22 protein-coding genes and 1 riboswitch are annotated in these 26,202 nt (G+C 47.8%); of the genes, 9 read left to right on the forward strand and 13 right to left on the reverse strand.

The window, feature by feature from the left end:
- Positions 1-101: 101 nt before the first annotated feature.
- From ACQSGY_RS22960 to ACQSGY_RS22975, 4 genes are all read right to left on the reverse strand, one after another.
- A complete protein-coding gene (locus tag ACQSGY_RS22960) occupies positions 102-569 on the reverse strand; it encodes a hypothetical protein (protein ID WP_427180993.1) in 468 nt (155 codons plus the stop codon).
- Positions 570-703: 134 nt separating this feature from the next.
- Complete coding sequence (locus tag ACQSGY_RS22965; protein ID WP_111270400.1) at positions 704-2,170, reverse strand: glycoside hydrolase family 1 protein; 1,467 nt, start codon at positions 2,168-2,170, stop codon at positions 704-706.
- A gap of 249 nt (positions 2,171-2,419) precedes the next feature.
- Complete coding sequence (locus ACQSGY_RS22970) at positions 2,420-4,354, reverse strand: beta-glucoside-specific PTS transporter subunit IIABC (protein ID WP_427180995.1); 1,935 nt, start codon at positions 4,352-4,354, stop codon at positions 2,420-2,422.
- A 212-nt stretch (positions 4,355-4,566) separates the two neighbouring features.
- Positions 4,567-5,403 carry a PRD domain-containing protein gene (locus ACQSGY_RS22975; RefSeq protein WP_111270398.1) on the reverse strand — a complete coding sequence of 279 codons (837 nt, stop codon included), beginning with the start codon at positions 5,401-5,403 and terminating at the stop codon, positions 4,567-4,569.
- A 355-nt stretch (positions 5,404-5,758) separates the two neighbouring features.
- On the opposite strand from ACQSGY_RS22975, the gene ACQSGY_RS22980 reads away from it, so the two are divergent.
- From ACQSGY_RS22980 to ACQSGY_RS23005, 6 genes are all read left to right on the forward strand, one after another.
- Positions 5,759-6,295, forward strand: coding sequence for an RNA polymerase sigma factor (locus tag ACQSGY_RS22980; RefSeq protein ID WP_427180997.1), 537 nt, complete (start codon positions 5,759-5,761; stop codon positions 6,293-6,295).
- A complete protein-coding gene (locus ACQSGY_RS22985; protein ID WP_427180999.1) occupies positions 6,279-7,406 on the forward strand; it encodes a DUF4179 domain-containing protein in 1,128 nt (375 codons plus the stop codon). The genes ACQSGY_RS22980 and ACQSGY_RS22985 overlap by 17 nt, the downstream gene beginning before the upstream one ends.
- Before the next feature lie 205 nt (positions 7,407-7,611).
- Entirely contained in the window at positions 7,612-8,244 is a 633-nt protein-coding gene (udk, locus tag ACQSGY_RS22990; RefSeq protein ID WP_184187096.1) for a uridine kinase, read from the forward strand.
- A 150-nt stretch (positions 8,245-8,394) separates the two neighbouring features.
- Positions 8,395-8,724 (forward strand): chaperone CsaA, encoded by a 330-nt coding sequence (gene csaA, locus ACQSGY_RS22995; protein WP_427181000.1) that lies wholly within the window; start codon positions 8,395-8,397, stop codon positions 8,722-8,724.
- A 334-nt stretch (positions 8,725-9,058) separates the two neighbouring features.
- Entirely contained in the window at positions 9,059-10,336 is a 1,278-nt protein-coding gene (locus ACQSGY_RS23000) for an S-layer homology domain-containing protein (RefSeq protein ID WP_427181002.1), read from the forward strand.
- 447 nt (positions 10,337-10,783) lie between these two features.
- A complete protein-coding gene (locus ACQSGY_RS23005) occupies positions 10,784-13,744 on the forward strand; it encodes a DUF5704 domain-containing protein (RefSeq protein WP_427181004.1) in 2,961 nt (986 codons plus the stop codon).
- Between the two features lie 190 nt (positions 13,745-13,934).
- Here ACQSGY_RS23005 and ACQSGY_RS23010 read toward each other — a convergent pair whose 3' ends face one another.
- The 6 genes from ACQSGY_RS23010 to ACQSGY_RS23035 form a co-directional block, all read right to left on the reverse strand.
- Positions 13,935-14,774, reverse strand: a complete 840-nt coding sequence (locus ACQSGY_RS23010) for an ABC transporter ATP-binding protein (RefSeq protein WP_427181006.1) — start codon at positions 14,772-14,774, stop codon at positions 13,935-13,937.
- Positions 14,764-15,591, reverse strand: a complete 828-nt coding sequence (locus ACQSGY_RS23015) for an ABC transporter ATP-binding protein (protein ID WP_427181008.1) — start codon at positions 15,589-15,591, stop codon at positions 14,764-14,766. The genes ACQSGY_RS23010 and ACQSGY_RS23015 overlap by 11 nt, the downstream gene beginning before the upstream one ends.
- Positions 15,588-17,201 (reverse strand): ABC transporter substrate-binding protein, encoded by a 1,614-nt coding sequence (locus ACQSGY_RS23020; protein ID WP_427181010.1) that lies wholly within the window; start codon positions 17,199-17,201, stop codon positions 15,588-15,590. The genes ACQSGY_RS23015 and ACQSGY_RS23020 overlap by 4 nt, the downstream gene beginning before the upstream one ends.
- A gap of 17 nt (positions 17,202-17,218) precedes the next feature.
- The gene (gene nikC / locus ACQSGY_RS23025; RefSeq protein ID WP_427181011.1) at positions 17,219-18,052 is read right to left on the reverse strand and encodes a nickel transporter permease; all 834 of its coding nucleotides are present in this window, start codon (positions 18,050-18,052) and stop codon (positions 17,219-17,221) included.
- Complete coding sequence (gene nikB / locus ACQSGY_RS23030; RefSeq protein WP_289376115.1) at positions 18,053-18,991, reverse strand: nickel ABC transporter permease; 939 nt, start codon at positions 18,989-18,991, stop codon at positions 18,053-18,055.
- A gap of 165 nt (positions 18,992-19,156) precedes the next feature.
- Positions 19,157-19,352, reverse strand: a riboswitch (cobalamin riboswitch).
- 128 nt (positions 19,353-19,480) lie between these two features.
- Positions 19,481-20,314 carry an AraC family transcriptional regulator gene (locus ACQSGY_RS23035; protein ID WP_427181014.1) on the reverse strand — a complete coding sequence of 278 codons (834 nt, stop codon included), beginning with the start codon at positions 20,312-20,314 and terminating at the stop codon, positions 19,481-19,483.
- 195 nt (positions 20,315-20,509) lie between these two features.
- Between ACQSGY_RS23035 and ACQSGY_RS23040 the strand changes: the two genes are divergently transcribed.
- Positions 20,510-21,811, forward strand: coding sequence for an alpha-glucosidase/alpha-galactosidase (locus tag ACQSGY_RS23040; RefSeq protein WP_111270387.1), 1,302 nt, complete (start codon positions 20,510-20,512; stop codon positions 21,809-21,811).
- Between the two features lie 69 nt (positions 21,812-21,880).
- Here ACQSGY_RS23040 and ACQSGY_RS23045 read toward each other — a convergent pair whose 3' ends face one another.
- The 3 genes from ACQSGY_RS23045 to ACQSGY_RS23055 are packed head-to-tail and all read right to left on the reverse strand — an operon-like array spanning position 21,881 to position 24,090.
- A complete protein-coding gene (locus ACQSGY_RS23045; RefSeq protein ID WP_145405769.1) occupies positions 21,881-22,663 on the reverse strand; it encodes an RnfABCDGE type electron transport complex subunit D in 783 nt (260 codons plus the stop codon).
- The gene (locus ACQSGY_RS23050) at positions 22,664-23,596 is read right to left on the reverse strand and encodes an FAD:protein FMN transferase (protein WP_427181016.1); all 933 of its coding nucleotides are present in this window, start codon (positions 23,594-23,596) and stop codon (positions 22,664-22,666) included.
- Positions 23,593-24,090 carry an FMN-binding protein gene (locus ACQSGY_RS23055; RefSeq protein WP_427181018.1) on the reverse strand — a complete coding sequence of 166 codons (498 nt, stop codon included), beginning with the start codon at positions 24,088-24,090 and terminating at the stop codon, positions 23,593-23,595. Before ACQSGY_RS23055 ends, ACQSGY_RS23050 begins: the two co-directional genes overlap by 4 nt.
- Before the next feature lie 116 nt (positions 24,091-24,206).
- On the opposite strand from ACQSGY_RS23055, the gene ACQSGY_RS23060 reads away from it, so the two are divergent.
- Positions 24,207-24,890, forward strand: a complete 684-nt coding sequence (locus ACQSGY_RS23060; RefSeq protein WP_427181019.1) for a response regulator transcription factor — start codon at positions 24,207-24,209, stop codon at positions 24,888-24,890.
- Positions 24,883-26,139, forward strand: coding sequence for a sensor histidine kinase (locus ACQSGY_RS23065; RefSeq protein ID WP_427181021.1), 1,257 nt, complete (start codon positions 24,883-24,885; stop codon positions 26,137-26,139). Before ACQSGY_RS23060 ends, ACQSGY_RS23065 begins: the two co-directional genes overlap by 8 nt.
- Positions 26,140-26,202: the final 63 nt, after the last annotated feature.

Raw genomic sequence — 26,202 nt, forward strand, 5'->3', positions numbered from 1 at the left:
CTTGGGAAGGTTAGTCCCGGCTTCGCTCTTCTCATTTCATGCCGTTATGTTATGAATCTGTAAACGATCGGACAACCTTGACATGCTGCCGTATCAATCGCTTAACGCATATTGCCAATAATGGAGGATCTGGAGTCTTGCATTTTTTTAATGAAATTTGTCATGAGATCAAAAGCTTCATTCCGTTTGTTAGACAGGGATTGCAAACGAAGCATATCCATTTGTTGCGAATTGCTGAGGGCATCAATCTGCCCTTTCAGTGACTGCACCGCTGCTTGATCCCCTCTTTGCTGCGCCGCTTGCAATTGTGCATTCAGCTCTGCAATTTGCTGATTGCGCTGCTGAACTACTTGAATCTGCGATTGCAGCTGGGATTCCAGCAATTTGCTGCGCTCCTGCTGAACCATCATCATTGCCGTTTCAATATCCATGGAAGAGATGTCCACGCTGGATAACGAAGATATCGGTTGAATCGCATAACTGCTTGCTGCCGAAGCAGAAGTAACAACCGATACAGCTGCAATTGCGGCAACAGCTGTTGAAGAGAGAAGCTTGATTGACTTTTTCATGGAATAGACCTCCCGACATATGTAGAAGACATCTGGTGGAGATTGACATCTTTCGACATGATTATACCAGAAGGCCCAGGACTTTAAATCTATTTATTTTAAATTTTAGATAAACTCCTTCAGCTCGGTATCAGCTACAACTCTGCCCCATTGGTGCGGATCACGTTCTGATACCAATAGAACGAGTCCTTGCGGTACCTTTTCAGCGTACCCTTGCCGTAGTCGTCCTGATCCACGTAGATAAATCCGTAGCGTTTGCTCATCTCGGACGTGCCTGAACTGATCATATCAATGGGCCCCCACATCGTATAACCCAGCACCTCTACGCCATCAGCAATAGCAAGTCCCATCTGTTCAATATGCTTGCTCAGGAAATCAATGCGATACGGATCATTCACTGTGCCATCCTCATTCAGTGTGTCGTAGAATCCCGAGCTGTTCTCCAGAATAAATACGGGCTTCTGATACCGGTCATAGACCAGATTCAGCGTATAACGAAGGCCGATCGGGTCGATCTGCCATCCCCACTCGTTTGCAGGCAGATGCGGGTTTTTATAAACGCTGTGCACGTTGCCTGCTGTCAGTTCAAGCTGCTCGGTATCACTGCTGGAGATCATGGAATTGTAATACGACATGCCTACAAAGTCAGCCGTATGTGCCCGAATCCCTTCCAGATCGCCCTCTTCGATACGGAGCTGAATGCCTTTATTTTTAAAATACGTCTTGCTGTAGTATGGGTACTCCCCCTTGTTGAGCACATCCAGATAAAACTGATTTTTCATCTGATCATCCTGCTGCATCTGAAGCGCATCCTCCGGCTTGCACGTATATGGATACGTTGTGAAATAGGCCACCATGCTGCCAATCTGGTTATTCGGATCGATCTCATGTGCCAGCCTGGTTGCTCTGGACGCAGCCACAAACTGGTGATGCAGCCCCTGGAAGAGCATTTCCTCATAATTCGGCGCGTCATAATCAATGATGCCGAGCGTTTTTGCCGATGCTTTTACACTCATATTGATCTCGTTGAACGTAACCCAGTATTTCACTTTGCCTTTGTAGCGATTAAACAGAACTTCGCAATACTTCACATACAGATCGACGAGCTTGCGGTTGTACCAGCCGCCGAACTTGTCCATCAGCACAATCGGGGTATCAAAATGACTGATCGTAATCAGCGGCTCCATGCCGTGCTTCAAACACTCATCAATAACCTGATCATAGAATTGCAGTGCTTTTTCGTTTGGAGCGGCATCATCCCCACCCGGAAATACTCTGGCCCAAGCGATGGAATAACGGAACACTTTGAAGCCCATCTCGGCAAACAAGGCAATATCCTCACGGAAACGATGGTAAAAATCAATCCCCCGCCGCTTCGGATAGTTCCCCGCATTCGGGTCTTTTCGAGCCTCCTCAATCATGTCCCAATTTACACGAATCTGCTTGGTCACCTTACGGTCGTTTTTCTCGTTAAACTTCATCACCTCGGGAATGGTCAGCGTTTTGCCATCCACATCGTACGCACCCTCGGCCTGGCAAGCAGATAGTGCACCACCCCATAGAAAATCTTTTGGAAAATTGGAATTGGTTATATTGGTCATTCTAGTTTCCTCCTGTTATTTTATATAAGTTGAATTAAAGATTTTACACAGTCCACTCCGATGACAGAATAACCTTCCAATCGCTGTTATCCCCAGATTTTTTTAGATTCCCTTATCCTAAGGGGAAAATCCGGTGATAAAGGCGACCGCTCCGCTTTTCCAGGTTTTTTCTGTCCTCTTCGTTAATGTGTAAAAGAACCGTTCAACTTGTATAGTTTTCTTATTTCATTCAGTTCGGACAAGCTTCACTTACGGAATGAGCTTGATCAATGCTTCGCTCTCCCGGATCGGGCCACTGCTCGCTGTTGTCAGCACATCTCCATACTGCTGCATATTGGTAACAACAATTGATGTGATCGTGTTATAACCTGCGGAAGTAATGCCTTCTGGATCGAACTCCACCAGCAATTCTCCTGCTTGGATGGTTTGTCCCTGCTTGATGTGTGCGTTAAAATATTTGCCTTTCAGGCTGACGGTGTCTACCCCGATATGAATCAGAATTTCTACGCCGTTATTTGCCTTCAGGCCAATAGCATGTTTCGTGCGGTAAAGAGCTTCAACAACACCGTCAAACGGGGCATACACCTTGCCTTCCGTCGGCACAATCGCAATGCCTTTTCCCATCAGTTCCTGTGCAAAGGCTTGATCCTCTACTTCGGAGATCGGTTTAATCTCCCCTGTCATCGGACTTACGATGAGCATATCTGTGGAGGAAGATGTCAAAAGGGATGCTTCTGATTGTACTGTGCTTCCCGCAGCCATCGTTGGATTGTTATCTGCTGAGCCAGCATTTTTTTGCTTTGCCAGACTTGTTCCATCTGTATCTTCCTTAATGCCTGCAATCAGCGTGAATACAAAGGCTAATACCACTGAAGCAATACATCCGAGGATGACATAGATATAACGATCTGCTGTGTACGTGCCTAATGCCAATACACCTGGAAGGGCGATTGCATTAGCCGTGGTATGAACCAGACTGTAAAATCCGCCAACGATACCGCCTGCAAGACAAGCTGCAAAGAAAGGGCGTTTGTACTTCAATGTTACGCCATAAATCGCAGGTTCGGTAATGCCGAATAGGGCTGTTAATCCACTTGATCCCGCAGCAGATTTCATCGTTTTGTTCTTCGTCAGGACAAATACACCAAAGGCCGCGCCAGCTTGGGCCAGATTTGCGGCAAGTGCCGTAGGCAGCAGAACAGTCGCACCCAGTGTAGCCACTTGTTGAATCTGAATCGGCATGATGGCATAGTGCATACCGAACATAACCATAATCGGTTTAAAGAAACCGAGAATTGCACCTGCCAGCACACCTGCGGTGGAGAAGAGCGAGTTAATACCATTCGTCAGCCAGTCACCGATATGTGAACCCACAGGGCCAAATACGATGAGTTCAAGTGGAACCATAATGAACAGCACGATCATTGGCGTAAGCAACACTTGCAAAAACTTAGGGACTACTCGATTGACGAGTGGATATAAGTAACTCATAATCCAGACCGCCAGGATGATTGGAATGACGGAAGACGAGTATTTCATTAACAAAATCGGCATGCCTAGAAAATCAACCGTGCTAACACCTGTCTCCGCAATTTTAGCTGCCGCATTCAGAATCGTCGGGTGCATCAGCCCAGCGGCAAGAGCTACCGCAAGATAGGGATTCGTTTTGAACTTATGTGCTGCACTGACTGCCAGGAAGAACGGCAGGAAATAAAAGATCAGGTCACCGATCATATTGATGATGACCATGAATCCAGACCCTTCCAGCCATCCAAGTGCTGCCATTACCGTTGCCAAGCATTTGATCATGCCGCAGCCTACCAGTGCCGGGAGGATCGGGGTAAAGATACCGGCAATTGTTTCAAGTACCGCATTGAACGGGTTGCGCTTTTTGTTCGATCCACTGCTTGCTGCGGATTCTTCGGAATTTTCCAGTCGATCTGATGTTAAGTTTTTGACTTCACTGTAGACGGCATCCACTTTCGCTCCAATGATAATCTGAACCTGTCCGCCGGAATTCTGAGCTTTAAGCACACCCTCCAACTGATTCAGTGTCTTCAGATCAGCCTTACTGTCGTCCTTCAAAACAAAACGTAAACGGGTAGCACAGTGTGTAAGTCCAGATATATTTTGCTCGCCGCCAACGAGTTCAAGCACGTTTTTAGCCAAGTCTTTGTTATTCATAACCCTCTTCTCCTCTGCTTCATGATGGATAATTAGATATATATGAAAAATGACCAAGCCGGGGAATCGTCATTCCCTACGCTTGGTCATGCCTGATCGAATCAGTAACAGTCCATGAATGAGTATTCAGTTGCTTTCGCTTTTCCAGGTCTTTTCTGTCCTCTTAGTTTTTGTGTAAATCAAGGAGTTTAGCCTATATAGAATTAAAGGAATCATTCCGCCGGTTCGTTGGAGGTTAATCGCTGGATATGCAGGATCAGATATAATTTTTCATCATCGGAACATGTCCAGCCATAGTTTGTTTTCAGGAAATCGGCAATCTTCTCCACACAGGCGAGCTCCTTCGGAAACTTTTCCTTCACCATCGTATACAGTGACTCATTCTCATCTTTCAACGACTTGCCGCTCATCTGTCGCATGATGAAGTACCTTATATGAGTTGCAAATCGCATGAAATGAATGGAATCCTCTTGAAAATCAATCTTGAGTGCGTATTTGATTACGGAAAGGATCTCTCCCGTCACAGTAGTTACCTTGGTTGTATCACTCATCTCGCCGGAGCCTACCTGTGCATTGACAAAATGCAAGGCAAGCAGGGTGATCTCGGCTGACGGCAGTGCCAAATTCGTTTTCTCCTGAATAAGCTTCAGTGCAGCTTCACCCACTCGTGTTTCGTTCGGATAGAGCGTTCGCACTTCCCACTCCAGCGGATTTTTGATGCTGATACCCTCTCTGGTTCGAGAAAGGGCGAAGCTGATATGGTCGGACAAGGTGAGAAGCAGGTTAGGATTGAAGGTTTTGTTCAAAATTTCACTGCCCAGCTTCATGACTTCCTCTGCCAGATATATATCCTCAATCGGAATACTGTTCAGCAGATCATACATTCGGATGTTCTTTGGGGCTACGAAAATTTTCTCCACCAGGTCCGTCTCGGTCAGCTCATATGGCGTTTTGAGGAATCCCACACCTTTGCCTACGACAAAAACCTCTTCGTTATGTTCATTAATGGCAATCGCCACGTTATTGTTCACTTTCTTGATAACCTTCAATGTTCTCACCCCCCGCTAGAAATAAAAAAAGACCGAAAGCGATTACACTAAAGCAATCGAATTCGGTCATGCCTGGTTTCCCCAGTAACAGTCCGTGTTAGCAATATACCTTTATTATAGGCACATCCTTCGAAAAGTCAATCCGTTAATATCAGGAAAACGGATCAGTCTTCCTCTATTCTTGTACTGACCCTTGTGAAGGGTACATACCGCCCCTTAGCGTCTAACAGACGGGAACTTGTTTACATCCAAAAATAAATGTGACCCTATGCCTTGCCCGGCAGTCTAATCTATGTAAAACCGGCCAAGAACTGCACACAGACATGATATAAACCTATTGAAAGGAGCTATGACCATGGAATTACCCGATCTCATCCAACAGGCTATACAGGGAGATCGCGATGCCTTTATCAGGCTCATCCGAGACATCGAACATTCCCTATACAATACTGCAATATCCATGCTGCGCAAAGAAGAGGATGCGGCCGATGCCATTCAGGAAACGATCCTGAAAGCCTATAAATCCATGCACACCCTTCGGGAGCCCCGATACTTCAAAACATGGATGTTCCGTATTCTCATTAACGAGTGCAACACCTTGTTGTCCCGCCGTTCCCTCTCTACTTCTTATGCCGAAGTGCCCACAGGGCATCAGGCACAAACCAGCCCATACGATGAGGTGGATATGCGGGAGGCAGTCGATCAGCTGGAGGAAGCCAAACGAATTGTGATTGTATTGCACTACTTTGAAGATATGAGTCTGCGTCAGATTGCTGACACGCTGGGCCTGTCCGAAAGTGCTGTGAAGATGAGGCTGAATCGCGCCAGAAAAGAACTCTACCAGAAATTCAAAAACTTTCGGGAGGTAAAATTACATGTCAAACCCATTTAATCTAGATCAGAAATTAAAAGAACAAGCCAAGGAGCACCCTGCCATGTCTGAAATCGTACGTAACCGCATTGATGCCACACTTAAATCTCTTCCTGAATCACCGGATTCAATGAATGTGGAGCGGATTCCGGCTCAGCATGCAAGACATGTTCATAAAGGACTGCGCCGTACTGCTGGAGCTGTAGTTGCAGCAGGTGTGCTGGGCGTAATGGTGTTCGCATCAGGCTTTGTTTCTCCAGCGATGGCCGACTCGTTACGTAACATCCCGCTGGTAGGCAGTCTCTTCAGCTCGATTGAAGCCGATATGGGTCTGAGAAATGCAGGTAATGAAGGCTTGGCTACACCAGTGAACCGTTCCTTTGCATATCAGGACGTTAAGTTCAAAGTGCTTGAAACGGTCTATGACGGTACACGCGCAGCATTCCTCGTTCACGTTACTGCGCCTAATCTGAATCAGGGCATGTACGACAATGGCAAGGATATTGTGAAGCTGAGCAGCAGCGTTGAGAATGTGTTTTTCGATATGAACGGCTCTCCTCAAAATGGCGGCCTTTTCTATAGCTCAGCCGGGGCCAACGAGCCCGACACCCTGCTCTTTGAGCAGGTCATTCCGTCCAATCAAACGGGGGCAACTCCGGATCAATTCGATGCCAAGGTTAAACTGACACTGCAAGGCATAGATCATGAGTTTGAGCTAACTGTTCCTTTTACCAAATCTACAACCGACACTTATAATGTACAACCGAATATGAGTGTGAAAAAGGATCTGCTTACAGCTACAGTTGCCAAAGCCGAGGTTACGCCGATCACCACTCGCTTAACTGCCTCTATCGGTTTTAATAGAAAAGAAGTATTAACTGCCAAAGAAGAAGAACAGCTGCGCAAAATCCGATTTGCAGTCTATGATGATCAGGGTCGACAACTGACTGCTCTTAGCGGGGAAGGCATGTATGAAGCTAACCAGTTAACATTGGAAAGCATCTATGCGACAACTTCCAAGGATGTCAGATACCTGGTTGTGAAGCCTTTTCAGATCAATGATGATTTCTCGGAAGAGATCCAAGACGATCAGTTTATTAAGGGAATGGAAATGAAAATCCAGCTGCAATAGCTGCATGTGCATGGTATATGTTTGTTTGGTCCCGAAAGGCAAAACATGGTCTGCTGCTTTAGATGAAAAAGTCTGCGAGCTGTGATACAATGAAGGAATTGTGTATTCGCAGACAGACATGCAGATTGAGCTCAAAACGTAAACATTTTGAGTGCTCTTCATCTATTGATCATACTGCCACTTTAGGGAGGTTTATGGAACAACCATGCTCATTATTGGTATCGCCGGAGGAACTGGCTCCGGCAAAACAACGGTAGCCCGCTCCGTTATTGAACGTTTGGGATCAGGCAAAGTGACCTTCATATCCCAGGACAACTATTACAAGGACCAGTCAGACCTTACACCTGAGCAGCGTCGGCTTACGAACTATGATCACCCGTTTGCCTTTGATAATGACCTGCTGATTGAGCATCTTACTCTTTTGAAAAAAGGGCAAGCCGCTTATGCTCCTGTATATGACTTCACCATAGATAACCGTGCGGCAGGCGAAACAATCGAACTTGCGCCCAACCACATTGTCATTGTAGAAGGTTTACATGTGCTTATTGATGAACATCTCCGCACACTGCTTGATATCAAGGTTTTTGTGGATACCGACTCCGATGTACGGATTCTTCGCAGAGTGCTGCGGGACATGGAAGAGCGTGGACGTACAATCCAATCCGTATACAAGCAGTATCTTGAAACGGTCAAACCAATGCATGATGCGTTTATTGAGCCGTCCAAAAAATATGCCGATATCATTATCCCTGAAGGCGGGCATAACGAAGTTGGTATTCAGATGCTGTCTATTCTTACCGAGAAGTATCTCACGGGAGAGAATTGGAACAGATCCTGATCGAATGCATCACATTTCGGGGGAGCATCTCATCACTGCAATTCAAGGAAAATCCAGATTACGATACAGCGTAATCTGGATTTTTGTTTTTTTCTAACGAATTCTTCATTTATACTATATAGCATAGTTGGTTGAAAGGAGTTTTACCTTATGGCTACTTTTGAAGAATTTATGCAGCATGACATTCGAGTAGGTACTGTGGTGGAAGCTGAAGTGTTCTCGAAGGCGCGTGTTCCTGCAATTAAAATGAAAATTGATTTTGGGCCGCTTGGTCTTAAAAATTCCAGTGCTCAAATTACCCACCGCTACTCGCCGGACATGATGATTGGCAAACAGGTCGTTGCTGTCGTTAATTTTCCACCGCGACGGATTGCGGGCTTCGTCTCCGAGGTGCTTGTACTGGGTGGTGTGCCTGGCGAAGGAGACGTAGTCCTGCTTTCACCGGATCATCCGTTGCCCAATGGAACACCCATTGCCTGACTATATTTTTGAATTAGCGTAAAAAGTCTTTTCAAATGTTTGGAAATCGAGTATGATTTATGTATTGATGCATCAACTACATAAATTTTGTTTTGGACCTTAAAGCATAAGGCTGTGAATCTGCGGATTCATGGCCTTTTTTGTTGTTTTTTGAAGATATACAGGGTCCTCAGCATTCATCTATTTATCCTGACAAGGGGGCGTTTCGGTGATAATTAGTGCCAGCAGATTAGAAATACATGGTAGAATGTTAATTATTATTACAAATTTAGTGTGTATAAACCTAAACAGTACATAACAGCGTCAGCATCATTTATCGAGAGGGGTAAGATTCATGAGAAGAAAGATCATTTCCAGTTTAACCACCTTTGCACTATTGACAGGAGGCATTGCAGGAATTGCAGGCACAGTGGGCTACAGTTCTGCAAAAGCCGCACAAGATGCAAGCAACTTCAAGGATGTACCCGCCTCCCACTGGGCAGCTACAGCGATTTATTCAGCAGTAGAGCAGGGTTATTTCAAGGGATATACAGACGGCACGTTCAAACCAGGAGCTCCAGTGACCAAAGCAGAGATGGCCAGTATTTTAGCACGATTGACTGATCAGCCGGAGCTGCCGACGCCTGAACCGAATAATTTCACGGATGTGCCCGAGTGGGCCAAGAGTAGCGTTTCTACGGCTATAGCAAAAGGTTTTATTCATCCTTCCAGCTACAAGGGTAAACTGGATGCTCAGGCTCCATTGAGTCGAGGTGAAATGGCTGTCTGGCTGACACAAGGATTGAGTGCGGTGAATTCAGACTACGGACAGGCTCTCTCCGATGTCACCAACACGGTAATTCCTGCGAAGGAATATTTTACAGGCAAGATGGCAGATTCACACAAAAATGCTGTTGCTGTCGCTCTCGGAACAGGACTCATGAGCGTTGCTAATGATAAAACCTTTGGTGTAGACCGTACCACAACCCGTGCCGAGGTTGCTGTATTGATCGCCCGGTATACCTCCACTGCCCAAACGAAGCCATCAGATATTCAAGGTTTGAATGAACTGCGGCAGGTAGGTTTGACGGGCACTAATCTGAGTGTAATCGCACCTAGGTATCAGAAACCAGGACCTGAAAAATTCTCAGAATCTTATGATTACAGCAAGATAACTGGCGATTTCTCAAAAATTCGGAATCGAGAGCTGGTTACTGTAACTAATTATGCTAAGGCTAAGATAAAGAATTGGATCATTATCAATCCTTATGTTAAAGAGAGTGAGAGAAGCATTTATTATCCAGCATTTGTTGATGAAACAGATAGGTTACTTCGAGGAGCCTACTACTCTTTCACAGAATATGATTTGAACATCATTAACTCTATGAATCGCTTGCAGGCGGGCAGTCTCTTTAGTTCTCCAACAATAAACCCATTGACATCGCCTAGCAGCAAAGCATTTAAAAATTATGCAGGACCTCACATCAATAATTTACTTAGCTCCAAAGGCTTTTTTGTTCTAAAGAATCCCGTTTACTGGGGAGAAGGTTTATTACACTTTGATAAGACTCTTAATCCAGAAGTCCATCTTACGCTAAGAGATGGCACCGATTTTTATGTAGCACCAAAATAACTCACTAAAGGATGATCATTTTTGAATATAGGCTTACTTTTTAAAAAGTCTGTCTTATGTTTAACAACGGCTAGCATTTTACTATTTCCGATTCACAATGCTTTTGCAGGAGGCGGACCAGGAACAAAACCTGTCTTGGAGGGGGCACATTTTGAGCCCCCAACACCAGCTAAATCACAGAAGAGGATAACTCCTGTAGAGGGTAAAGGAACGACTAATATCGGAGTTTATATATACCAACAGGATAATCTAAAGTGGAAAGTTGAAGGCGAATGTAACGGTCAAGAGTTATCTAATATTCAGTCAACTAACAAGCCTGTATCATCGTTAGTATGTGTCAGACTGTCTTTGGAAGAGCCTAGTTATCAGCCTGCAGACTATAAAGATAACTTAGGAAATACACATCCTAGGAGCAATCTCACTTCTTCTTCTATAAAACCCATCTACATGAATGATACCGCCCATTATCGTCCTGGTAGACCTATTCTAGTAAGTGTAGAGTCTTTCACCGGTAAAGAAGTTAAATTTACAACACAAATTGGTGGAGTAATTGAACCCATTGAGTACAGACCCTATAATCCTCCAAAATACTCTGCTGACTATATTTTTAATACCGATATTTATTGGCGAGCTAACGCCGAAATAACCAAAGAAATCAACCTCACGCCCGGGGGACAAATCAGCTTAAACCAGACAAAACAGCTGCAGGCTACCGTCAAAACCAAGACCGGGGATGGCAGTTTTGGTGCTGAAACCAATGTGAACACTGGCAGTGGAGGAACGACCACATGGGAGTCCTCCAATCCCGCAGTGGCGACCGTGAGCAGCTCGGGACTGGTCCAGGCAGTTAGCAAAGGAACGACATTTATCACGGTTTTGTGGAAGAAGGATGGATTCGAATTAACGACCAGAACAGCCATTGGTGTTGCACAGGAAACCGGTGGCGGAGAGGACGAAGATAACGAGGGTGGCGGTAGCGGTGGAAGTGGAGGCTGCACCCCGAGTATTGGGGCACCAACTCCAGGTGTAACGATGAACATGAGTGACCTTGAACCTAACGCTTCAGGTGTTATAAAGTCAGATAACAGAGATAATGAGACATTCAATGTATTAAAAGGCATTCCAACGTCCGAATCTCTTTACACCAATGCCTTCGCCGATCAGTATCTGTTCAAACAAGCTTGGACGAAAATGAGCGGCAAAGTTACCTATGACTGCAGCGTTACAATCTCCTATGCTAGAGAATGGACTGTGCCTGGACCAAAGTTATGCGATAAACAAGGCCAAGGCTGTACGGATGGCACCCCTGAACCCAGAAACGATACGGTGAAGAAGCCATACAGCTTCCAGATTACAAGAGACTACTCCTACTGGAGCATCAGCAATCTTGAAGTGTATAAAATCGCCAAAGCTACGATGAAGAACTATGCTTTGCCGGGTGAGACCATTACGATGAATCCATCCGGTTATATTGCACCTGCGCTGGAATCCAGAAACGATTCCTCCGTTGCAAATCATGTAAAGCCAGGACAAACCACCACCATATCATACACGCCTACCAAGCTAACAGGCAGTCTGAATTCACCCCCGGATGTACCGGATCATACAGACTTACTGAAGGGAATGGCGGAAACCAACACACCGCAGAATACTGTGAAAAATGACTTGGTAAAGTTTAACCATGCAACCATTATGAATGATGCGGAAACAACCAAAGACGGCCCGACACCATCTCATATCCCGCCACCTGCAACGATTGGGCGGGACGTCTTGTACACACCGAATCTTCGAATTAGCAGTTCCCTGCCTAACAAGGCGAACACGGAAAGCTCGGGCCAGATCTACTATGAACTGCTGCCTGGCAACGTGAACGGCGGAGCCGACAAAGTGCTGCCGATCAACGGCATCAACACGGTTACTGTTCACACTCCTGTCGTCAACTACGCTTGGGTGTCAGACGATCAACCGCATAATCAGAGAACGGTACCTGACCCTACCCGAGCTGCACTTATTCTGGAGCGTGAGTTTATTGTACGCACCCCTACATCGGGTCAGCATCTGGATGCCTCCGGTTATCCTGGCTACGGAAACAAGGACTATGCCAAATATTTCAGAATAAAGCAGGTCCGCTTCCCGTTTGATGTATACACTGCCGATCGAGCACGCTTCATCCCATCTCATACATGGATAGACATCCCCGTACAGCAGTTGGACACCCGTTTTTATCTTCCAGTATGGGTGGATGAAGGGAACTATACGATTGAGCTTCGCAATATAGCGGAGAATGCACCAGTCGACTTTACAGAGCAGCCCGACGCCAACACCAATCTGGCACACCATACGGCAAGTGACAGAATACCTGTAGATGTGATTGGAAGATTGTATGATTTTCATGTCACCGACATCTCGGACTACAGCTGGGAGAATGTATTTCGCCAAGCCCCTGGCAGCCCAGAGCATACGGGTAATAGCTATTGGACAGGATTCCGTAACATCGATGGGGACCCCAGAAGCAATTTCGCACCATTTGTGCTGCCCATCCGCCCCGGAAGCCATCCGGTGCAGGGTTTTGCGAATGCATCCGTAAAAACAGGTTATCACTTTAAGTTTGACCTCAAAACAAAAGGCAACATGTTTGGCAAACAGGACGGCATTCGGATCACACCTACGTTTTCCTTTATAAGCAAGGACGGGGCTTCCCGTCAGGACGTGGATCTCTATTATCATCGGGGACAGGAGCGTTTGATCCGGATTGGTTCTGCGCAGGATATGGAGAAACGTTTTGTTGTTCTGAATTCACGACTTCGCAATGTGCCTGGCACAGAGTTAAGTGATGCAGCACGTTACGAATATACTTATGAGCTCTCCGCAGACGAACGAAGCCGAAAATCGTTAGCGGAGCATATGATACAGGTGGTCACCCAGACTTCGCATCAGAAAACATGGACAGGACGTTACGACTGGATGATTCTGACGGCTCCAATTCGTACCCTCATTGGCCCCAAGACAAACCTGCCCGCAAGTGTCAATGCAGATCGGGCAAACGCCGCGATTCAGCGGTGGTATGGAGAGTACAGTCTGCCAGCTGATGTGTACGCTGTGCCCAAGGGTACTAATCTGGAAACTCTGGCCAGAGAGAATACGTTAGATGAAAAGTCGAAACTATTTTTGAAAAACGGGTACATCATCGTTAATTTTAATATCGAAAGTCTACGCAACGGTAATACAGCGGCACCGCATTTACAGTATATCCATGCCCCACTCATGAACCAGTGGCAATTAGAAGGCTTTGATCGCTCACCTGCCAACAACAACAGTGGCAGGTGGCCGCTCAGTGATGGGGATATCCTCTTCTATGATGCAAGTCAGTCCAGCCGCAGCGACTTCCAGTCTCAGGTGCCACATTAAGCAGGCATCGTACTACAGGATCACTTTAGATGGGATATAGCCATGTATAGATATAAGATGTCCATTCAGGTTTAGATCGGAATATATACGCCTGACACATCAACAGGGTTATCCAGAACAAGTTCATGCAGCTCATGAACTCACTTCAGATAACCCTGCTATCTTGTACCTTTTATATCATTGGCTTATTCTATCTACTACCTACCAGAACCTCTATACGCTCCTGCATCTGCATGCTGTCTCTCAATGCTCGCAGGGACAATGCGGAGGACATTAGTCTTCGGGTATATCCATGATTCGCCGAACTGGTCAGCTTGGAGCTGTCCACAATCTCCACCACTTTCCCTCCATGCATTACAGCAATGCGGTCGCTTACCTGCTGCACCACCGCAAGATCATGTGAGATGAAAATGGAGGAACCTCCTGTCTCCCTTCGCAGCTCAATCAACAAATCGAGAATCTGCTGCTGAATGGAAACGTCAAGTGCCGAGGTAGCCTCATCATACAGAATGACATCCGGACGCAAACCGATCGCACGAGCAATGACCGCTCGCTGCTGCTGCCCACCGCTTAGCTCATGCGGATATTTATCCGCATCCGCAGCAGACAAACCGACCCGCTCAAGCAGAACCCGCATCTCCTGAACGGCCTGCTCCCGCTTCATCATTTTATAATTCAACAGCGGCTCGCAGATAAACCTGCCTACCTTCATACGTGGGTTAAATATTGCCGCAGGCTCCTGAAACACCATCTGAATCTGTTTGCGCATCTGTCGCAGCTTCTCACCCTTCAGACGAGTGATCTCTTGCTGACGATACCAGATCTCCCCTGAAGTCACCTGTTCCAGTTGAGTTACACATTTCGCGAGAGAGCTTTTGCCGCTTCCGCTCTGTCCGACAATCCCCAGACATTCCCCCGGATATAACGCCAGATTTATGTTTTGCAGAGCCTGAACGGACTGCTGCCCTTTCAAGTCATAGGTTTTGCATACCTGATTTAACTTCAAAATAGGCCCTCGGTTATCCGTCATGCATATCCTCCTCCAACTCAGGTACAGCATCCAGCAGCCTACGCGTGTATTCATGCGAGGGAGAAGATATGACGTCCATCGTATCCCCTAGCTCCACCAGTCTGCCATTCAGCATCATACCGATGCGGTCAGCCATATGAGCCGCAACAGCCATATTGTGTGTCACCATGATCAGACCTGTTCCCTGTTCAGCACAGAGCCTGCTCAATTCGCTCAGCACTTCGTTCTGAATCGTAACGTCCAGTGCGCTGGTGGGCTCATCTGCCAGCAGCAGCTCAGGCTCCAGCGAAGCCGCCATTGCGATTGCAGTGCGCTGCTTCATCCCGCCACTAAGCTGGGAAGCATAGGAACGCATCACCCATTCGGGATCATTCAGCCCCATACTCGCCAATGTCCGAACAGCCAGCTCCTGAGCATCTTTGCGGGATATCGGAAGATGGGCACGAATCGCTTCCACATACTGGCTCCCGATACGGCGAATCGGATTAAGGTACGCCCCGCTGTCCTGGAACACCATCGCTATTCGTTTGCCGCGTACCCTCTTCCAATCCTGCTTCCGATTATTGTTACTGAACAGCATCTGCTCCCGAAAAACAATCTCTCCGCTCGTATATCTCCCGCCTGCTGGCAGCAGTCCCAGCACTGCCCTAAGTAAGGTGGACTTCCCGCTGCCACTCTCACCTACGATGCCAATGATCTCCCCCGGGTTCATGGAAAAGGACACATTGTGCAAGGAAGCAGTGCCCTCCTTATAACTGACAGACAAATTCGTTACCTCAAGCAACGGTGTCCCTGCCACTTGTCCCGACGTGCTCACTGCTCAACCTTGATATTGCGATCCAGCAGATAGAAGTCAATCGGGTACATCGTTGCACCCTTCACATTACTTTTGCTGACAATATTAATCGGTGTATAGGTCACAAACATATATGCGGCATCGTCCAGAATAATCTGCTGTGCTTCTGCGGCAAGGGCGTACCGTTTCTCTACATCAAACTCCGAATGAAGACGCTGAATGATGTCATCCAGCTTCGGATTGCTGTATCCGCCAACATTCCACTCTGCCCCGGTCTTGAAATAAAAGTCAAGAATATACTGCGGGTCACCCGTAATCCCCGTATTGATGCTCGTCAGGGCGAGATCATAATTTCCACTCTTCTGATGATCCGTAAGATCTTCATATGAAGTCAGCTCCAGTCCGACGCCAATCTCTTTAAGCTGAGACTGCATTGCCGTTGCCACAATGGAATCTGACTCATATGCCGAGTTAAGAATGAGCTGCAGAGACAGCTTTTTCCCCTCCTTCTCCCGAATACCATCCCCGTCTGTATCCTTGTAACCTGCCTCATCCAGCAGCTGTTTTGCTTTTGCAGGCTCGTAATTATATCCGTTTATCTTGTCGTACCCGAAAGGCAAGGCAGATGTAAATGGCCCTTTGGCTGCCTGTCCGCCAACCAGCGTACTTGCATACATCTCCCGATCAATCCCGTAAGAGATGGCACGGCGAACCTTCACATCACTCAGCAACGGATGAGTCGTATTAAACCATACGAACTGTGTACGCAGGCTAGGAATTTCATCGATTGTATATTGTGTTTTGTCCTGAAAAAGAGACATACTGCTGCGTCCTATATTACTTGCTACATCAATCTCCCCTGATTGCAACGCAAGCGCACGTGTGCTGTCATCCTTGATATACTTCAAGGTCATCGTGTCCAGGTCTGCCGCTCCGCCCCAGTATCCTTCATACTTTTTGACCTTGATCTCCTGGTCCGGTATGTATCCGGTAACCATGAACGGCCCGGTAGCAATCGGCTCACTCTTGAACTTCGACGTATCTGCGCTGGTATCTACAATAATGAACAGCGGCTCGGCAATGTTGCCCAGAAGAGAGGCATCCGGCTCTGTCGTTTTAATCGTAAGGTCCTGCCCGTTAGCCGTCATGGAAGCAATAGGCAGTGTAGATTGACCTCGCTCATTCAGCGAGATGGAGCGTTCAATCGATTCTTTGACCGCGTCAGCCGTTACCGGATTGCCATTATGAAATGTAACCCCGTCACGAATGTGGAAATGCCACGTTGTGTCGTCGACTCGCTCCCACTTGTCCGCCAGCTTGGGAATCATCTTCATATGTTCATCGAACTGGATCAGCGTCTCCCCGATCGCAGCCCGTGCCAGCGTCCACCCGTTCCACTCCTCGGCAGGATCAAGGCTGCTGCCCAGCCAGAACAATGCCACATTCAGATGTGATTTCTTGCCTGCAGTACCTGTGCCGCCCGCATCTGCACTTGATGATTCTCCCGCATTCTCTGCTGCATTCGATGATGATGAAGCCGATGAATTTGGATTGGTACCGCAAGCAGCCAGCACCAGAACAACCAGCATGGATATGAGAGCAAACAACCCTATTCTTTGAACCTTGCTCATGCCTTTACTTCCCCCTGTTACACTGTATTTTTCTTGGGATCAAGCACATCTCGCAAACTGTCTCCCAGCAAATTAAAAATGATCACGGTACTGAATATCGCCAGCCCCGGATAAATTAACAGCCACGGTGCTGTCTGCAAATATCGTCTGCCTTCATTCAGCATCGCTCCCCACTCAGGGTCTGGAGGCTGTGCGCCAAGTCCAAGAAAAGACAAGCCCGAGATGGAGAGCATCATGCCCCCCACATCCATCATGGCCATTACAATTAAGGGCGACAGCATATTGGGCAGAATCGTTCTGCCGATGATCTGAATTTTGCGTGCGCCGCTGAAGGCAGCGGTGGTGACGAATTCTTTTTGCTGAAGAGAAATGACCAGACTTCGAGCCATCCGCGCATACTTTGCCCACCAGACAACGGAAAGCGCAGCGACGGTGTTAAACAGACCCGGACCCAACATACCGACCACAGCAATGGCAAAAATCAATCCCGGAAACGCCATCAACGTATCACACAACCGCATCATGATTGTATCCGTCACCCCTCTTGCAAAACCGGCAATTGCACCGATCACAACACCGAGAGTGAATACAATGCCGATCATCATGAACGTAAGCAGCAGCGACGTCCTTGCCCCGTACAGCAGACGGGACAGAACACAGCGCCCGAGCTGGTCTGTACCAAGCGGATATTCCAGGCTGGACGGCTGCAGCACCTGGGTAAAATTCGCAGCGAGTGGATCATGCGGCGCAAATAGCGGACCCACGATAGCCAGAATGATCCAGCCTGCGGTCAGAGACAGCAGAAACATAAATGTGCGACGCTCCGTCAGCATCCATCGAATGCTGCGCATCTAGACATCCACATCCAGTTGAATGCGCGGATCACGCAGATGTGTCCACAGATCAACAAGCAGGTTCAATGTGACATAGATGATCGCCATCCACATGACATATCCCTGTATCAACGGATAATCCCGTGTAAAAATTGCATCCACGGCCATCTGGCCTACGCCCGGCCATACGAACAAGCTCTCCACAATCGCTGCCCCGCCAAGCAATGCTCCGGTTGTCATGCCCAGAAGGGTTACAATCGGCAGCATGGCATTGGGCAGTATATGTCGCCACATAATGATCGACTCCTTTACCCCTCTTGCTCTTGCTCCCACCACGTAATTCTGGCTGGTCTCCTCCAGCAGAACTACGCGAATCTGCCTGCTGTACTGGGCAATCAACGGAATAGCCAGTGTGACTGCAGGCAGAATAAGGCTTGTCCAGCCCGAGCTGCCCATGACAGGCAGCAGCTTCAGCTGCACACCAAACACCAGCATCAGCAGCATGCCCAGCCAGAAGCCGGGCATCGACAGACCGGCAAACGAAAACAGCCGAATCACAGCATCCAACAGCCTGTTCCGATGCACAGCCGCAAGTATCCCTAACGGAAAAGAGATCAGAATAACGAGCAGCATCGCACTTCCTGTTAACCACAGCGTAGCAGGCAGTCTTGCCATCAAAACGTCCAGAACCGGGCGTCCATATTTATATGAGGTACCAAAGTCTCCGGTAACCACCTGTGCAAGCCACGTTCCGTATCTCACCAGAAATGGCTGATCCAGCCCCAGTTCAGATCTCACCTGTCTGACGAGCTCATCCGAAGGCGTAACTCCTGTGGACATCAGCATTAACCTTGCAGGGTCTCCCGGAGACAGATACGTTAATAGGAACGTCAGAAATGTAATGCCAAACAGAACGGCGACCAGCTGTAATAATCGTTTAATGATGTACCTGCCCAATGAACAAAACGTCCTTCCCGATGTAATGCATACATATACCGCCATTTTCTGTGCATTCCAAAAAGGCGTCCCTCTCCGTTGTACTGGATAAGGACGCCTTAAATAAACAGATTTTCAGAAAAAATCATGCTCTTTAAACACCTTCCTATCTCCCGTAGGGTACTGCTGTGTTTGTCAAACCTGGCAGGTCTCCTGGCTTCAGCGTCATTGCCATAACAGCTCCTTCCCGGTCTGTTCCAGACCAGTGGATATGCTGCTAGACTCCTCTGTTACAGTGGCGGGACCGCGCCGGCATCACACCGGACTTCCCTTTTAAGCTTCTGCCCCGGCGGGGCAGAGCACCAAGCTCCACATATTCAATTAAATCGTAGTACCAATTCAAGAATTACACAAAAAGGATTGCACTTCTGTATCAGTATAGCGGCATGCCGATTAATGTTCAAAACTTTTATTTCAAAATTAAAATCCTGGATACCGCTAATTACGAATTCACGACCCTCGTGAGCCCTTTGGGGATACACCTGTCACACGCTTGAACATTTTGGAAAATAAAAGCGGGTCCGTGTAACCAACAGAATGGGCTACTTCACTCACAGAAAGAGCAGGGTTGCGAAGCAGCTCCGCCGCACGGTTCATACGATACTCAAGGAAAAAGGCCTGAAGTGACTTGCCGTATCGTTCTTTGAAGAGCCCAGATAAATATGTACGGTCCAGTCCGACAGCCTGAGCAATATCCAGAATAGAGGTGCGCTGGCTGTAGCGGTTCTCCATAAACTGCACAGCCTGACGAATATAAGTTTCTTTGGTCGAAAGCGGCTGGCGATCCTCAGCACTGGCAGGGGCGGAAGATATCAAAGCCGCCATCAGTCGATATAACAAGCTCTGATGAAGCACATCCCCTCCCGGAAGGGGGCTCGCTTCAGCCTGAACCATCTCGTCGTATAAATGCGCCATCGTTTCAGCATCACGTGCCTTGAACACCGGATGCTCGGCGCTTAGCTGCGCACGCTGCATAAACGCCTTGGCCTGCACCCCTTTGAAGCCAAACCATGAATAGGTCCAGGGCTCGTGCGCATCAGCCTCATAATGGATGACCGTTTCAGGCAATATGATAAATCCGTCCCCCTGAGTCAGACGATATTTCTGATCCCCCATATACACTGTGCCGAAGCCTTCATGGATGTAGTGCACGATATAGGAATCCCGAACACCCGGCCCCCAGTAATGAGCAGGATCACACGCTTCCCATCCGTAAAATAACAAAACCAGCTCCATCTGCGTCCAGCCCGCAGAAACCACGTTCATCTCTATTTTCCGGCTCATGCTCCTCCTCCTCTCGATGATTCCTCTCTCACTTACTTCACCTTAAATTATAACAGCTGTAGAACGCAAATATGGACTGAAAACGGAAACACAAATGGGATTATGCCATGTTTGAGAGGGGTTGAGCCATAGTGATATGGGCCTGTTCGGCCTATAGTTGGGGTACAACATTTTTTCAGGGAGGATAAACTTGAGATGAACAAAATTACGTTTCTTGGTGCGGGCAGCACCGTTTTTGTAAAAAATGTATTGGGTGATGTCATGATGACGGAGGCTCTGCAGGATTTTGAACTCGCCCTGTTTGATATTGATGCTGAGCGACTAAGTGACTCGGAGCGCTTGTTAAAAAGCCTGGCTCAATCCCTGGGCAGTCGCTGTTCCGTCAAAACATATCATGACCGCAAGGAAGCGCTGCGCGGAGCCAAATATGTAATCAATGCCATTCAGGTCGGCGGATATGATCCGTGCACCATCACGGATTTTGAAATACCGAAGAAGTACGGCCTGCGTCAAACGATTGCCGATACCCTCGGCATTGGAGGCATTTTCCGCAACCTGCGTACCATCCCGGTAATGCTCGACTTTGCACGTGACATGCAGGAGGTATGCCCGGATGCCTGGTTCCTGAATTATACCAACCCGATGGCTGTACTCACCAACGTCATGAATGTACATGGGGGCATCAAAACGGTAGGATTGTGTCATAGCGTACAGGTCTGCGTACCCCACTTGTTCGATGCGCTCGGAATGGACCAGACAGGTGTCGTTGCCAAAATCGCAGGCATTAACCACATGGCATGGCTGCTGGAGGTGACACGGGATGGCGTCGATCTGTACCCTGAAATCAAACGCCTTGCGAGACAGAAGCAGCAGGAAACCCATGACGACATGGTACGATATGAGCTGATGCACCGCTTTGGTTACTATGTCACAGAATCCTCCGAGCATAACGCGGAGTATCATCCGTATTTTATCAAACGCAACTACCCGGAGCTGATCGAACGTTTCAACATTCCGCTGGATGAATATCCACGGCGCTGCGTAAACCAGATTGCAGAATGGAAGGAAATGCGGGAGAAGCTGTTTGCGAGTGAAAATATTCAGCATACGCGCAGCCGTGAATATGCCTCGCATATTATGGAAGCAATGGAGACGGATCGTCCGTACAAAATCGGCGGCAACGTCATGAACAACGGACTCATCACCAATCTGCCGCGTGAAGCATGTGTCGAGGTGCCTTGTCTGGTCGATGGTTCCGGTATCAGCCCGACATACATCGGAGATTTGCCGCCTCAGCTGGCAGCGCTGAACCGCACCAACATTAACACACAACTGCTTACAATCGAAGCCGCGATGACGGGGAAAAAAGAACATATCTACCATGCCGCCATGCTTGACCCGCATACAGCTGCCGAGCTCTCCATGGATGACATCGTAGCCATGTGCGACGATTTGATTGAAGCACACGGTGACTGGCTGCCCAAATTCACTTCTTAAAATCAGACGTCAATGAGCGCCGTTTCTGGACTACCTGGAAACGGCGCTTTTGCTTCCACAATCCTACACCTATGCAAATATGGCAAAGCGCGTACGCAGAAAATGATACAAGTTGGCACATAACAATCCAATGAACAAATACATTAATCCGCCAAACAGGCTATAGATCAACGCACCTACTAAGGCAGCAACAATTCCAAACACCAACTGATCCTTATATTTAGCTGGAGAGGTTGGTAAATCGGTAACCATAAAGAAGCCACAGAAAAGCAGTGCATTGATAAATGGGGTACGAAGCGCATCTCCTGCATCACCGGTGTGTAGCAGCCCCATCATCAGCAGCAGGGTAAAATAGGTTCCCAGAAAAGCAAAAACCTGAGGAAACTTATTTACACGCCCCGTAACCATATAACCGCCTGCCAAGAGAAGCGCCATCATCCATACCGGCAGATCCCCAAAGGCTCCCCACCAGCTTTCCCCTGTCCCAAAGATCAGAACCGAAAGCAGCAGACCGAGCGCTGCCGGGTTAAATATAGGCTTCTTGCGAGAAACAAGCACGTATTTGGACACAATTGCCAGTATTACAGTAGCCGCGACAACCTTCCATGAGGTGGAGGTGCTGAGAATCAGAGCTACAATTAGACCTGTAATCAATGCTCCATCAGGCATCAATCTCTTCTTCCGGTTCACCAGACCAAACATCATATCTACAATGATAGCAGTACCTGCAGCAACCAGCCCATGGACGATGCCTTTCATATCCAGTGCCGCCAGAGAAGCTATGACAAGACAAACGGCCATGGATATACTTACATATCCTTTCGGTGATTTGATCCATTGCTTTATCGTCATTTAGTACGCTCCTTCCCGAACAAGCTTTAGATCAGGTGTGATCAGAATGCCCTGCACATTCGCCTGTTCCATTAATTTCTTCCCTTCTTCCTTGCCCAGCAGCATAACAGCAGTTGAAAAGATATCCGCCATCATCGCATAGGGGGCAATGATGCTCGAACTGACCCACTCCTTGGGAGACTGTCCTGTTACTGGATGGAGCAGATGATGGATATCCGCTGCTACTCTGCTCTTCCGCTCATAACCACCCGAGGTGCAGATCGCTGCATCAGATAGCTCCAGCGTACATATAACCTCATCTGCATGTGTGGGATGCTGTATACCGATCTCCCATGGCTTGTCTTGTTCATCCCTCCCTCCGGCATATAGATCTCCCCCCGCATTTACCATAAAGCCTGCGAACGACTGTAATTCATGCGCAGCAAGGTCAATCGCAAATCCCTTTGCCACTGCGCCCAGGTCAATCACCAAGGGCTTAAGCAATGTTATCGTCTGATGAACTTCATCCAACACAATGTCTCGATAGGTTGCAGATTCCACAGCAGGACTGTTTATATACTGGTGAGTTAGATAGTGTTGATTGAATCCGTGCTGCTCCAGCCTTTTCCCCACGGTCGGGTCAAAGATACCCGATGTAAGCTCAGCCATGTGCAGTGCCAGCTTCAAAGGCTCAAACAAAGATGAACTGACCTGCACGGGTTCCCCAATCTGTCTGGTTGCTCTCATCAGTTCACTATCCAGGCTAAATCGACTGCAAGCCTGCTCAACTTGCCGGAAGGCATGAAAAGCGCGGTTTATCTGGTTCTGCATGTCCTGTTCAGATGCAAGTCGATTTCCTTTTTCATCCGTATTCTCTGCTACTGTACCTAATCCTGTTACTACCTGAATATCAACAATTGTATCCATAAACAGCTTCCGTCTTCGAATCATCATGAGTTTCGAGCCTGATCCAGTGCATCCTGTACAGCCGATGAGAATGCTTCGGTGCTATAAGTAGCTCCAGATACGTTATTCACTTGTGCGCTTTGCTTACGGATTACCTCGTCCGGCATGTCAACCACATCCTGTTCGGAATAGTGCATAGCAAACCGGCTGATCTCTACATCTGTAATTTTATCCTTCTGAATCGTAACCACGACTTGAATGGAGCCTCTTCGATTGCTGCCTGCTCCTTCATAGCTGCCATCACGATACATACTCGTATACTGAGCCTGCTTCCTTTGCTTGACCTTAGCTTGTGAAGCTGGTGTATTGCCATTATCCTCATTAGTACCCGTTGACACCGGATTTACCAGAGTGTTAATTTGAGTGTGCTGTGCTGGCGATTGAGCGATCGCCGCAGTTTCTGTGATAGAGTAACCGACTGTATATACAGCCGCTACAGCAGCTGAACATAACACAATCCATTTCTTGTCCATCTTCGCCATCTATATTCCTCCAATACGAATGAATCCTGTAAGGCATTGTCGATAATCTGAGTATAGGAGCTTATTATTTAAATTTTCTTAAAATGCGGTCAGGCGAGCTGAAAGGTGGAAGTGAGATGAGAGTTCTAGTCGTAGAGGATGACCCATCGCTGCTGAAAGTGATATGCGATATTTTCGAACAGGAATCCTTCCTTGTCGATAGAGCAGAGACAGGAGATGAGGGATATTACATGGCTGAACAGGCCATATATGATCTGATGATTCTGGATGTTATGTTGCCGGGGATTGACGGTGTCGATATTGTACGTAAATTACGCTCACAGTTGAATCGTGTGCCGATCATTCTGGTGACGGCCCGGGATGCTGTAGAGGATCGGGTTGCCGGATTGGATGCAGGGGCCGATGATTATGTCACCAAGCCTTTTGCTATATCCGAATTACTAGCGCGAACGAGGGCGGTGCTGCGAAGACACGGTACAATTGATCAGGAAGGGGGGCTGGTCTGGAATTCGATCCGCCTGATGCCAGCAGTCAGGGATGCCAATCACCGAGAACGCATGCTGCAGCTTACAGCAACGGAATATAAGTTATTGGAATTCTTCATATGTAATAAAGATCAAATTTTGACGCGTGAGCAGATTTTCGACCGTGTATGGGGATTTGATTCCGGCTCAGCTACCAGCGCAGTAGACGTCTATATCCATCATTTACGCAAAAAGCTGACAGGCACCGGGGCCGATCAGGCACTTCGCACGGTTCGTGGCATTGGTTATTTATTCAAGGGTGAGCCTTATGTTTAATCAGACCCATCGCAGGCTTGTAATGCTGAATACCGTTGTATTTCTGATTGTGCTCTCGGTCCTGAGCTCACTGCTTTATGTGCATATGCGCTTTCGATTGTTTCATGAAGTAGATGAGATTCTGCAACAGGCTCAAAAACGGATTCAATCCATGTACAGTGTAAAAGCGCTGCTCCAGCCTTCTCCGGGCGACCCCGAACAGGACGAGCAGACAACCTACCTGATCTGGAACCCGAATCGGCAGCTGCTGGGCCAATCACCACCACAATCCTTCACACCCGGTGCTATCCGTTATTTTCAAAATGGGGCAGATTCCAAAACACCACAGACCCTGAGTTTTGAGGATCACCGTTACCGGGTGCTTCAGGCCAATCTTCCCCTCGCTGCAAACCCTGTAGCTGGCGGGGAGGTAACTGTGACCATTGTGAGAAGCTTAGGGGATGTGAACCATACGCTCAACTCGCTGCTGCGTGACCTGATCATGGGCATTGTCGCAGGAGTTCTGATTTCCCTGCTGGCAGGGTTATTTTTGGCAGGTCGTGCCCTGGTTCCAATTCGCAGCTCTTGGGATAGACAGCAGCGTTTTGTAGCAGATGCCTCCCATGAACTGCGCACACCCACCGCCATCATTCGTGCAGAAACGGAACTGTTGCTTCAACACCCGGACTCATCCATTGAAGATCAGAGTCCTCACATCGCTGCCATTCTCCAGGAAAGCATGCGCATGAGCAAACTGCTGGACGACCTGTTAACCCTCGCACGCACAGATTCCAATCAGCTGCAGATTGAACAAGCTCAGGTCGAAGCCGATATCATTCTGGTGGAGCTGGCTGAACAATTCCAACTACTTGCTGCAACCCGGGATATTCAAATCACACTTGAGCCGGTAGAGCCGCTGCGTCTGTGGGGAGATCATGCCCGTATACGTCAGCTGTTCATCATCATTCTGGACAATGCACTCAAGTATACGCCTGAAGGTGGACATATCCGTATATCGGGACAAATACTATCCGGCCAGGTTGATATCCGCATATCCGATACGGGGGCAGGCATTGCTAAGGCAGACTTGCAGCTTATATTTGAACGATTTTATCGCGGAGATAAGGCAAGGTCACGTCTGGAAGGAGGTACTGGACTCGGGTTATCCATTGCTCGCTGGATTGTGGACGCTCACGGCGGCAGCATCCGTATAAAGTCCGAGCTTGGCCAGGGTACAGAAGTTCAGATTCGTTTTCCCATTCATAAGTGAAGGAGAACATGAAAGAAATGAATACAGCCGAACGTTTGCCCGCAGGGGTGAGTTCGGCTTTTT

The sequence above is a fragment of the Paenibacillus sp. TC-CSREp1 genome (genome assembly GCF_050171015.1).
GTDB classification, from domain to species: Bacteria; Bacillota; Bacilli; order Paenibacillales; family Paenibacillaceae; genus Paenibacillus; species Paenibacillus silvae.